This is a genomic window from Microcoleus sp. BM001215392 (genome assembly GCF_036700185.1).
Classification (GTDB): domain Bacteria; phylum Cyanobacteriota; class Cyanobacteriia; order Cyanobacteriales; family Microcoleaceae; genus Microcoleus.
Window position 1 is genome coordinate 1 of record NZ_JAUBOJ010000262.1, and the last position, 10,719, is coordinate 10,719.

Genomic DNA, 10,719 nt, shown 5'->3' on the forward strand with positions numbered 1-10,719 from the left:
AGTCATTAGTCAGTAGTCATTAGTCAGTAGTCATTAGTCAGTAGTCATTAGTCATTAGTCATTATATAATTGGGCATTGGGCATTGGGCATTGGGCATTGTTAACCGTTGACTGTTGACTGTTAACTGTTAACCGTTAACTACTGACTGCTGACTAATGACTCTTCTTTCTGCTATTAGTAATTTTATGTCAAATACACCCTCAAAACTCAAAAAAATTGAAACTCCCCACAGCGGCTACCACTGGGACAGCAGTTCCCGGCGGTTTTTTGAAGGCTGGTACTACCGAATAACATTACCAATTCACGGACAATCATTTGCCTTCATGTATTCCATCGAAGACCCCAGAGGCGGTCAACCTTACAGCGGCGGTGCCGCCCAAATTCTCGGCCCCAAAGATAGCTATTTGTGCCGCACCTTCCCCGACGTAAATAAGTTTTGGGCGCACCGAGAAAGCTTGGGTTTTGGACATTGGGGAAAAACAGACTTACAAATTAAACCAGAATATTTAGAACCGCAAGTATTCGACAGCCGCGTCGAAGAAGGCTATCAAGCTACTGCTACTTTGAATCAAGGTTATCTGCACGATCCAGGAACTGGCAATCACTGTTTTTGGCAGTACGAAATCCAACCTGTTTACGGTTGGGGAAACTCTGACTATCTCCAGAAATCCACCGCAGGAATGCTATCTTTTCTGCCCGTATTTGAGCCGGGGTGGCAAATTTTAATGGCTCACGGTTTAGCCACGGGCTGGATCGATTGGAACGGCGAACGCTACGAATTCAAAGATGCTCCCGCTTACAGCGAAAAAAACTGGGGGGGTGCTTTTCCGCAAAAGTGGTTTTGGATTAATTGCAATTCTTTTCAAGGGGAAAGCGATTTAGCTTTAACGGCTGGCGGCGGCAAGCGAGGCGTGCTGTGGTGGATGGAATCGGTGGCAATGATTGGCATCCATTACCGAGGCAAATTCTACGAATTTGTGCCTTGGAATTCGCAAGTTAGTTGGCATATAGAACCTTGGGGAAGCTGGAAAATGCAGGCAAGAAACAGTCAGTTTGAAGTAGAGTTAATTGGGACGGCAAACTCTCCGGGCACTTACGTGCGAACTCCTACAGCTAAGGGCATGGCTTTTTGCTGTCGGGATACGACTCACGGCAACTTGCGCTTGCAACTGCGAGAATTGTTGGGGGGAAATGTTGAAAAAAATGGCAAGCAGCGTTCTAAAATTATCCTAGAGGCCCAGAGTTCTTTGTCGGGTTTGGAAGTTGGGGGCGGGCCTTGGGATGAAGTTTGGCGATCGAATTAAGTGATTAGTCAGTTGACAGTTGATAATTGACAGCAGTCAGTTAACACTTAACCGCGAACATTACTTAGAACAGCCATGATGAATTTACTCGGTTTGAAATTAGGCAAAATTTACCGCAGCCAGCGGTTACAACAAAATCTCAAGGTAATTTTGGGACTAATTTTATGTTTCGGCACAATCTTGATGCCGGGGACAATTGCCAATGCTAGCGATTTGTCTCGCCAACCAGTCACCGAAGTTACTGTTAGTTTGGGCAGCCAAGCTGGAGAACTAAAGTTTTTTCCCAATCTGCTAAAATTTGAATCAGGAAAACGCTACAAATTAGTGCTGAAAAATCCCAGTTCTCAGAAACATTATTTTACTGCAAAAAACTTTGCTGATGCCAGTTGGACTCAAAAAGTTGAAGCAGGTAATGTAGAAATTAAAGGAGGCATTCACGAACTGGAACTGAAGCCGGGGGCTGTAGCTGAATGGGTGTTCGTGCCGGTGAAATCGGGAACCTACAACCTGCGCTGTACCGTAGCTGGACATACAGAGGCGGGGATGATTGGCAAAATTGCGATCGCCTCTTAAGGCCTGTTAACTATCAGCCGGGAAGTCCTGGAGTATATTCAGAGGGGGATGAATCTCAATTGCTGCGCGAAGTACCCCCGAATGAATTACCGCGCTTGATGAAAGGCTCGTCGGATGGAGGAACGGAAGCCGACAATTAAACTTATTTACTACTAATCAATTTTCGGGAGCATCCTGATTCTCAATGTACTTCAATAGTGTTGATACTGTAACACCTCCACAGGAAGCAATGAAATACGAACTACTCCACAAAACATCTTTGCGGTAAAACTCATTCACCCTTTCTCTTAATTCACTCCTGAGTCGGCGACTCGCTACCGACTTGATATTGTTCACAAACTTTGACAAATCCATTTGCGGGTAATACTGAAACAAGAAGTGAATGTGATCCTCTTCGCCGTTGAACTCTATGAGCTTGCATGACCATTTTTCGCTCAGGTTGGCGAATACTTAATGAAGCCTGGTCAGCATTTCGGCGTTGAACACCTTTCGCCTATACTTAGTGCACATGACTAAATGAGCCCGCTCGGTCTGAAACCGAGCGGGCGCTTGACACGAAATCGTTTTTCACATTCCCTCTTGTTAGTGTTACTTTTTTAGGATACACCAACTATGCTGTGGTCAGGTCGAAAACAGGAAGTGAAAATCCAACTCACATACAAATACCGCCTCAAGCCCACAAAAGCCCAACTCGTAACGATTGTGGCTCATCTAGAACTTTGTCGCCGACAGTATAACTACCGACTCGGTGAAAGATTTAGATGGTGGGAATCCACGAGGACGCCCATTGATGCCTGCCCATTAGTTGTCTCGATAGTCCCTCTTGAGGAGATTTATCGAAATATCCCCTTGACCAGAGTGCAAACTAGGGATGGCAGAAAGAAGGATGAATCGGGCAATCCTTTGACCAGGAAAGGTGATGTTTTCTGGAACATTGAAGGCGGGTACGTGCAGTGGCAGACGATACAACTTGCTGACCTGAAAAACACAAAAAAGCTATTTCCTGACTACCAAGTATTGGACTCGCAAGTCCTGCAAGATGTCGTCAACAGAGTAGAAACTTCCTTTTCAAACTTTACTACACCGGATAAAAATGGTAATCGCAGAGGCAAGCCTAAATTCAAAGGGCGACCCTACTACAAATCTTTTACCTACCCTCAATTGGATAATTTAGATATTATCAAAGATGAGCAAAACAGGATTTGTATTGACCTCGCAAAAATAGGTCAAGTGCCGATGGTGTTCCATCGTCCAATACCAACGGGTTTCAAGGTTAAGACGGGTACAGTTATCAAAGAAGCGGATGGGTGGTATATTTCACTGACGTTAGAAGATCAGACGGTTCCCGTAACGGTTGCAGAAATTCAACCGACGGTCGAGAATACTGTTGGTGTCGATCTGGGAATAACTAATTACGCTTATCTTTCCAATGGCGAAAGAATCGAGAATCCTAGATTCTTGAGGAAGTCGGCCCAAAAGTTGGCAAGGCTCCAAACGAAACTGGCTAATAGAGTTAAAGGTTCTCAACCCTGGAAAATCATCAAGGACAAGGTTTCTAGACTCCATCAGTTCGTGGCTAGATCCCGATTAGATTTTCAATTCAAAACTGCACATGAGTTGTTTAGCAAGTGTGATATTTTGGTTATTGAAGATTTGAGTGTCAAGAATCTAACTAGACGTGCCAAGCCTAAAACTGATATTGATCGTGGTAATTTGGTTTATTTGCCGAACAATCAGTCAGCTAAAAGCGGTTTGAATAAATCCATGCTTGATGCTGCTCACGGGCAATTTGCCAATGTCCTGAAGTATGTCGCATGGAAACTAGGTAAAAGCGTTTTGCTTGTTGACCCGAAGGGAACTTCCCAGCACTGTTGGAACTGCCTCAATAAAGTTCCGAAGGAATTGTCGGAACGATGGCACTCTTGTCTGTGTGGCGAGTCTTTGGATCGAGATGAAAACTCGGCCAAGCTCATCAAGAAAATTGGTCTAAGTTACGAAAGTGGCGGGGGAACTCCGTCACTCAAAAAAGCCTTTGCAGAAAAGGAAAAAGAAGCCTGCGGTCTAACTGTACCCAGTTGACCGTCAGGTTAGTTCACTACATTAATAGCTTGACTAAAATATCAAGAATTTGAGTTGGTCAATCAGGAATTACCCTCTTATTCCTTGTCTGGGGCGAAGTACAAAGCCAGCTCTTTGAGGCTGAGATTGCTTTAGTCGCAGCAGGCTTCGCGAAGCGGGGCTGGGCGAAGAAAGATTTTGGTTAAAATGCGTCGAGTTAAGTGGACTCTAGGGGAGCCATTGTCAGCCCAGCACGGCTTAATTGCATATGATAAAGTTCTGCTTGCTCTTGCGGGCCAACCCAGACGGTGGCTTGACCTTCGTTGTGAATTTGGTTGGCTAGTTTCCAAGCTCGATCGCTCGTCATTCCTGGAATGTATTTGGTCAAACATTCCACAACGTGCTGAAACGTGTTGAAATCGTCGTTGAGAACTATTACCCGATAGTTGGGATAAGGCTTGCGGGTAACTTGACTCGATCGAACGGGTGCTATGGTTGGTGAAGAGGTCATCGCGCGAACAGCCACTGAATACTACAAAATTTGTAAAATAGTTACCGATCGCACTATAACACAATTTCCGAATTTTTTAACTATTACTTCGTTGTAGTTCGATCGGCTTCGCCATCCATCAAGAAGGACTAAAGTCCTCACTACGAACCTATGAAGTTTGCAGTGAGAACTTTAGTCCTCAAATCAAGAAGGACTAAAATCCTATGCTACTAAGCCGCGGCCAAATTGGCTGCTGCGAAATCCCAGTTAGCCAAATTATCCAAGAAATTAGCAATATAATCGGGACGGCGATTTTGGAAATCCAAATAATAAGCGTGTTCCCACACATCCAAAGTCAGCAACGGAGTTTGACCGTGTGCTACCGGAGTGTCGGCGTTCGCAGTTTTGGTAACTTTCAAAGTGCCGTTATCCAAAACCAGCCAAGCCCAGCCGCTGCCGAACTGAGTTGTCGCCGCAGCCTTGAATTCTTCTTTGAATTTGTCAAAGCTACCGAAGTCGGCGTTGATTTTATCAGCTAAAGCTCCTGTCGGAGCGCCGCCGCCGCCAGCCTTGAGGGAATTCCAAAAGAAATTGTGGTTCCAAACTTGACCTGCATTGTTGAAAATGCCGGCTTTGGATGGGTCTTTTGCAGATGCCATCACAATTTCTTCGAGAGATTTGCTGGCTAGTTCGGTGCCTTCAATCAATTTGTTGAGATTGGTCACATAAGCAGCGTGATGCTTGTCGTGGTGGAACGAAAACGTGTTGGCCGACATATGACCTGACTCTAAGGCGTCAGCGGCGAAGGGTAATGGTGCGAGTGTAAATGCCATTGTGTTCAATCCTCTCTTGGTGGCTTTTTTAGGTTGACTTTCCGGCTTTTGTTTGATTTGAGCCTAGAGTCGTTAGCTTGAGTTTATCAAGCTGTCGTAAATAATTCTTTACAATTTTCATATTTTATCTCAGTTGCAGCATTTTAGGATTTGGCATTCTGGTTTTCACCAAATTTACCGATCGCAGGTTTTACATAGCACAAACCTTTGCAAAAAGTCAACCCGCCTGCGCGAGAAATAAAAATTTTGGAAAAATTGTCAACAGGTGGAAGTTTGATGATGCTGATAAATAAATTAAACCTGTTTTTTGCCACAGATAAGCTCAATTTAACTTAAGCTGTAAGCAAGTCCAACAGATTCTAGGAGTCATCAATGGAAAACCGTTCAAATAACCAGACCAGTCACCCCGCGCAATGGTTGAATTTGAAACTAATAGTCAGCGGTCTGGAAACAGTTCAAGACTTAATTGTCATTTCTTTGTGCATCGGTTTGTTTTGCTTCATGGTGCTGGAACTGCGAGAAATGTTTTTCTCGCTGTTACCTCCTTTGAATTTTCAGGAAGTGACTGCCGATATTTTATTTTTATTGGTTTTGGTGGAATTGTTTCGGCTGCTGATTATTTACTTGCAAGAGCAGCGGGTTTCGATTGGTGTGGCTGTCGAAGTTTGTATTGTATCTGTTCTGCGAGAAGTTATCGTGCGGGGAGTTCTGGAAACTCCCTGGGTTCAAATATTATCAACAGGCGCATTTTTGCTGGTTTTGGGAGTGTTGTTGGTCATCCGAGTTTGGTTGCCGCCAACTTTCGAGGGCATTGACCCGGAACGCCGTCTCGCTAGCAAAAAGAGAAATCTGTCAGAGCCTACATCTTCTTCCGAGCCTGTTGGAGTCAATAGTAAGTTTAATTCTCATTAATTTTGGTGGGACAGGAGATTTTAGATTTGCTCTACAGCTTGTCTCGTTATCAGTCATCGTGTCCTGTAAAATAAGTAATATAAGGTTTGTAGTGAGGACGCACAGTCCTTATAAACTCATGAATAAGGACTATGCGTCCTCACTGCGAACCTGTTTTTACGGTGATGAGAATAATCCTGAAGAAGGACTCTTCGTCCGAACGATCGAACCTATTTGATGGCGGTTATTCGTGGTGACACAATATTAGCCGTTAGCCTGCAATTCCCCCAAACGAGCTAACACTTCTTTCGAGTGACTCGCCGGATTAATTTTTACAAAAGTTTCCCGCAAAATGCCTTCCGGGTCAATGATAAAACTGTGCCGTGCCGAGATGAAACTCATCCAAGAACCGTAAGCTTTACTCACTGTGCCGTCGGTATCGGCTAACAGCGGAAATTTCAAACCTTCAGAATCGCAAAATTCCGCGTGGGAGTTGATATCATCGGCGCTAATCCCGATGATTTGAGTGTTTTTTGCTAAGTATTTCGGTAAGTCTTGTTGGAATCGACGCGCTTCGATCGTACAACCGGATGTAAAATCTTTGGGATAGAAGTAGACTACCAGCCATTTACCGCGATAATCCGACAGCGATACTTGTCCGCCGCCGCTGTTTGTCGGCAAACTAAAATCCGGTGCAGCTTGATTCACCGCTGGAAGTGTGCCGCCGAGGGCAAAAGCAGGGGCGGCAAAATTGAAACTCAGAAAGACTAGACAAATTGCCAATAAAGTGCTAAAAAAATTGCGGCGCGAAATCATAAATTTACGAGTAGAACCGTACATAACACAAGTTTACTGTTTTCTGATTAAATAGGTAGGGGCAATTCGCGGATTGCCTCTGGAACCCAAATATCACTTACTCAAATAGCAATTTACTTATGGCCGCTGCACTCCCGTTACCAGGCAAAGTTACAGTAGTACAGGTAATTAACGGTCAACCCGTTACGATCGAAGTAGACGGCACTAATGCCCCGATTACTGGGGGCAATTTTGTGGATTTAGTTGAACGCGGCACTTACGACGGGGTGATGTTTCACCGAGTTGTGCGCCAGCCAGATCCTTTTGTGGTGCAAGGAGGCGATCCGCGCAGCAAAGATACTACCATTCCCGCCAGTCAGTTGGGAACGGGTAATTTTATTGACCCTGATACCAATCAGGCGCGTTTTATTCCTTTGGAAATCAAGCCGCAAGGGGCGGCGCAACCTGTTTACAATCAAGTTGTGACTCAGACGCCGCAGTTGCCGCACACTCGCGGGGCTGTTGCGATGGCTCGTTCTACTGCTTTGAATTCGGCTTCTTCGCAGTTCTATTTTACTTTGGATGCTTTACCGTTTTTAGACGGAAATTATGCTGTTTTTGGCAATGTAACTCAAGGGTTTGAGACGGTGAATGCGGTGCAGCAGGGCGATCGCATTTCGAGTGCCAAAGTCGTTCAAGGAATTGTTCCCGGTCGAATTTCCACCGTCATTACCGATGTTAATTTGCTCAATAATTTCATTAATACTACCAATCTCGTAAATCTACCTTTGCGATCGCTCAGATTGCAAAACAGTCCCAACAACTATCAAGTTACTTCCCAAGATTCTCAACAAAATCCCAGCGGTGTACTGGGAGGTTCAGTGAACGATCGCATAACTGGTTCACCAACTAATGATGCAATTAACGGCAGCCAGGGCAATGATACCATCAGTGGCGAAGCAGGCGATGATTTTCTGAGAGGCGGCAAAGGAAACGATCTAATTAACGGTGGTGTTGGCAACGATATTCTCAACGGAAATCTCGGCGACGATATTCTCAACGGCGATGCTGGTAACGACTTTTTGCGAGGGGGCAGAGGGAATGACGTTTTAATCGGCGGCGATGGCAATGATTTTTTGTTTAACGATTTTGGCGATGACACTCTCACTGGCGGTAATGGTGCAGATACTTTTGTTCTACAAGCCACGGACATAACTACGCTTTTGTTAACTAATGACACCGATATCATACTTGATTTTAAACCGGGAGAGGGCGATCGCATTGGGATTGCTACCAGCAATTTATCAACTGTCTCATTCATTGCGTCTGGAAACAACACTGTCATTCAATTGATAGATGGAAGGGCTGTGATTCAAAATGTCGCCCCCGCAGTAGTTCAAAGTGCTACTTTTGCAATTACCGCTAGTAATGTTTCCCCACTTGGTGGCTTGCCACCCGGAGACCCTGCCGTCAGAATTGGCTAATTTTGAGTATAGATGTAGGGTGCGCGCTGCGCACCTTGCCAATTCCTAATTCCCAATGACTAATAACTAATGACTAATACCATAGTTTTCTAAGTTTCGCGACCGCATCTTGATAACAATCCATTTTCCCTTGCTGCTTAAACAGCCCTGCCGCTTTCTGAAAATCCTCAAATGCTCCCTGTACTTCTCTCAATTTATATCTAGTCAATCCTCGGTTGAAGTAAGCTTTAGCAAAATCGCGATTGAGCCGAATTGCTGACTCAAAATCAGCTAGTGCTGCTAGGCAATTTTCCATTTGCAGGCGGATAGAGCCGCGGTTAAAATATGCTTGGGCTAAATTGGGGTTGAGCATCAGTGCCGAGTTGTAATCTGCGATCGCCGCAGTATAATCTTTTAAACGAGTCAGCATAAACCCGCGATTGCTGTAATACTTGGCCCGGTAAGGATTGAGTTCGATGGCGGTAGTTAAATCTTCGATCGCAGACTGTGTATGACCCAATCTGTAGCGCGCCACACCGCGATCGTTGTAAGCTGGCGCGAATTGCGGATTAAGCTTAATGGTAGCGGTGAAATATTGAATCGCAGGGTGCAACTCTTGTTGTTCGAGATTTTTTAAACCTTGGGTGTAAAGCTTTGTGGTGTTAACCTTTAAATTTGCCTCTTGTCGCGCTTGGGCTTGCTCGCGTGAAAATACTCTGCCTGCAATATTAGGAAATCCCAAAGCTTCGATCGACTGGACAATAGTGGTGACAACTAATTGGCTTGAGAAAATCGGGATAGTAGGCATGGCAGGGTGGGGGTTGAACACTATACTTTCATTGTCTGGGATACTTCACTTACTGAGAGTGATATCCGTACTCTGACGAAGGTGATAAGTTGGCTGGGAGTTGGTGATGCTCCAACATTGACTTGTGTAATCTGAGTTAGCTTAGTTAGTGATTTCGATCGCAATTACCGAAAATAAGGTCTATGACCCCCTAACTATCGTTGTTTGAGGCGAGCTGGGCGGTTTGTTAGCCGTCACCCTTTGGAGAGTGTAGGAGTGTCTGAGTCTAAGAGGGTGCGAGGAGCCCAGGACGAGAGATTTGAGATTTTTCCAGAAGAGTCGATCGCCAGATACAATTTAAATGGGCAGCAGTTTATGAGGTTCTAGGGATGCGTTATCGGTAAATTCCGATCGAACCGGCAGCTATCCGATACCCTATTGTTCCGAAAAATAGGAGTTTGACAGCGAGACATCTATCAAACAAACTGGTTTGTAGCCAGACAGCGCATCCCAGACGGCTTGAGTTAACTTGGCGCCCGCACCCCCGACTGAGATTTAACTAATAGTTTTGAGTAAGATTGCTGCCGAAAGTTGCCGATTATTTGATATGCTTTAGATTACACATCAAGAATCTATTGCGCAAATTAGTGTCAATGAAAAGAGTTCTGAGGTTGAAAACTTTATTCGCGGCAGTGTTGGCGATCGTGCTGTTCACTCTCTACTCAACTCCTCTTGCGATCGCCGCCAACCCAGAGGATCTGAGTCAGCTATTAAAAGATAATTGGTGCGTCAGCTTTCTCTGGAAGCAGTGCGATTTGAGCGAGGCAGATTTGCAGGGAGCTAATCTCCAAGAAGCCAACTTGAGCGGCGCCAACTTGAGCGGCGCTAATTTGAGCGGCGCCAACTTAAAAAATGCCGATCTTTCTGACGCCAATCTCACCGCAGCCAATTTAGCAAATGCTGATATTTTAGGTACCGATCTGAGTCGAGCCAATTTAAGCGAAGCTAATTTCAACCGCACCAAATTGTGGGATGCCAATCTGACTTTAGCAAATCTGACTCGCGCTAATTTACAAGATGCTAATTTATTGGATTCTCGACTGTGGGGTAGCAATCTCACCCAAGCTAATTTAACTGATGCGACGCTGCACGGTGCTGACTTGCAATATGCCAATTTAGCCGATACTAATTTGACAAATGCTGACTTGCACAGCTTCTTTTTCCGAGGTTCCAAACAAATCACAAATCTGAGCAATGCTAATTTAGAAGGCGCTAATCTAACTGGAGCAAATCTTAGAGGTGCGCTGCTGGTTGGGGCAATCATGCCTGACGGTTCTATTAATAATGAACAAATTGGCTTTAATTTAAAGTAAACTGCGTCTGAATAATTTAATAACCCAGCAATAACAGGCTTTAGGGCCTGTGCGCAATTAATTGCTATTTATAGCTAAAATGCTTGTTCCACAATTAATTAGACAAGAGTGCAAAAATCCTAGAAGGGCGTAGCATTTGGACATAAAATCT

Annotated in this window: 11 protein-coding genes and 1 pseudogene; 6 read left to right on the forward strand and 6 right to left on the reverse strand. The window is 44.7% G+C overall.

Features of this window, described 5'->3' with window-relative positions:
- Nucleotides 1-186: 186 nt before the first annotated feature.
- Together QT974_RS23345 and QT974_RS23350 are read left to right on the forward strand one after the other, a co-directional pair.
- Nucleotides 187-1,305 (forward strand): tocopherol cyclase family protein, encoded by a 1,119-nt coding sequence (locus QT974_RS23345; protein ID WP_333470805.1) that lies wholly within the window; start codon nucleotides 187-189, stop codon nucleotides 1,303-1,305.
- A gap of 75 nt (nucleotides 1,306-1,380) precedes the next feature.
- A complete protein-coding gene (locus QT974_RS23350) occupies nucleotides 1,381-1,878 on the forward strand; it encodes a plastocyanin/azurin family copper-binding protein (protein WP_333470806.1) in 498 nt (165 codons plus the stop codon).
- A gap of 156 nt (nucleotides 1,879-2,034) precedes the next feature.
- Here the strand turns inward: QT974_RS23350 and tnpA are convergent.
- A pseudogene (tnpA, locus tag QT974_RS23355) lies at nucleotides 2,035-2,449 on the reverse strand (IS200/IS605 family transposase).
- A 41-nt stretch (nucleotides 2,450-2,490) separates the two neighbouring features.
- Here tnpA and QT974_RS23360 point away from each other — a divergent pair.
- Entirely contained in the window at nucleotides 2,491-3,957 is a 1,467-nt protein-coding gene (locus QT974_RS23360; protein ID WP_333470807.1) for an RNA-guided endonuclease InsQ/TnpB family protein, read from the forward strand.
- A gap of 196 nt (nucleotides 3,958-4,153) precedes the next feature.
- Here QT974_RS23360 and clpS read toward each other — a convergent pair whose 3' ends face one another.
- The 3 genes from clpS to QT974_RS23375 all read right to left on the reverse strand — a co-directional run bounded on the left by clpS (nucleotide 4,154) and on the right by QT974_RS23375 (nucleotide 5,573).
- Entirely contained in the window at nucleotides 4,154-4,447 is a 294-nt protein-coding gene (gene clpS / locus QT974_RS23365) for an ATP-dependent Clp protease adapter ClpS (protein WP_332982802.1), read from the reverse strand.
- Nucleotides 4,448-4,656: 209 nt separating this feature from the next.
- Entirely contained in the window at nucleotides 4,657-5,259 is a 603-nt protein-coding gene (locus QT974_RS23370; protein ID WP_333470808.1) for a superoxide dismutase, read from the reverse strand.
- Nucleotides 5,260-5,402: 143 nt separating this feature from the next.
- The gene (locus tag QT974_RS23375; RefSeq protein WP_333470809.1) at nucleotides 5,403-5,573 is read right to left on the reverse strand and encodes a hypothetical protein; all 171 of its coding nucleotides are present in this window, start codon (nucleotides 5,571-5,573) and stop codon (nucleotides 5,403-5,405) included.
- Between the two features lie 58 nt (nucleotides 5,574-5,631).
- On the opposite strand from QT974_RS23375, the gene QT974_RS23380 reads away from it, so the two are divergent.
- Nucleotides 5,632-6,171: a phosphate-starvation-inducible PsiE family protein gene (locus tag QT974_RS23380; protein ID WP_333470810.1), complete on the forward strand. Its 540-nt coding sequence runs from the start codon at nucleotides 5,632-5,634 to the stop codon at nucleotides 6,169-6,171.
- A gap of 243 nt (nucleotides 6,172-6,414) precedes the next feature.
- On the opposite strand, the gene QT974_RS23385 is transcribed toward QT974_RS23380, so the two are convergent.
- Nucleotides 6,415-6,966 (reverse strand): peroxiredoxin, encoded by a 552-nt coding sequence (locus QT974_RS23385; RefSeq protein ID WP_333470814.1) that lies wholly within the window; start codon nucleotides 6,964-6,966, stop codon nucleotides 6,415-6,417.
- A 119-nt stretch (nucleotides 6,967-7,085) separates the two neighbouring features.
- Between QT974_RS23385 and QT974_RS23390 the strand changes: the two genes are divergently transcribed.
- Nucleotides 7,086-8,429 carry a peptidylprolyl isomerase gene (locus QT974_RS23390; RefSeq protein WP_333470811.1) on the forward strand — a complete coding sequence of 448 codons (1,344 nt, stop codon included), beginning with the start codon at nucleotides 7,086-7,088 and terminating at the stop codon, nucleotides 8,427-8,429.
- Between the two features lie 73 nt (nucleotides 8,430-8,502).
- Here the strand turns inward: QT974_RS23390 and QT974_RS23395 are convergent, their stop codons facing one another.
- Nucleotides 8,503-9,216 carry a tetratricopeptide repeat protein gene (locus tag QT974_RS23395; protein ID WP_333470812.1) on the reverse strand — a complete coding sequence of 238 codons (714 nt, stop codon included), beginning with the start codon at nucleotides 9,214-9,216 and terminating at the stop codon, nucleotides 8,503-8,505.
- Nucleotides 9,217-9,848: 632 nt separating this feature from the next.
- Between QT974_RS23395 and QT974_RS23400 the strand changes: the two genes are divergently transcribed.
- Nucleotides 9,849-10,568, forward strand: coding sequence for a pentapeptide repeat-containing protein (locus QT974_RS23400; RefSeq protein ID WP_333470813.1), 720 nt, complete (start codon nucleotides 9,849-9,851; stop codon nucleotides 10,566-10,568).
- Nucleotides 10,569-10,719: the final 151 nt, after the last annotated feature.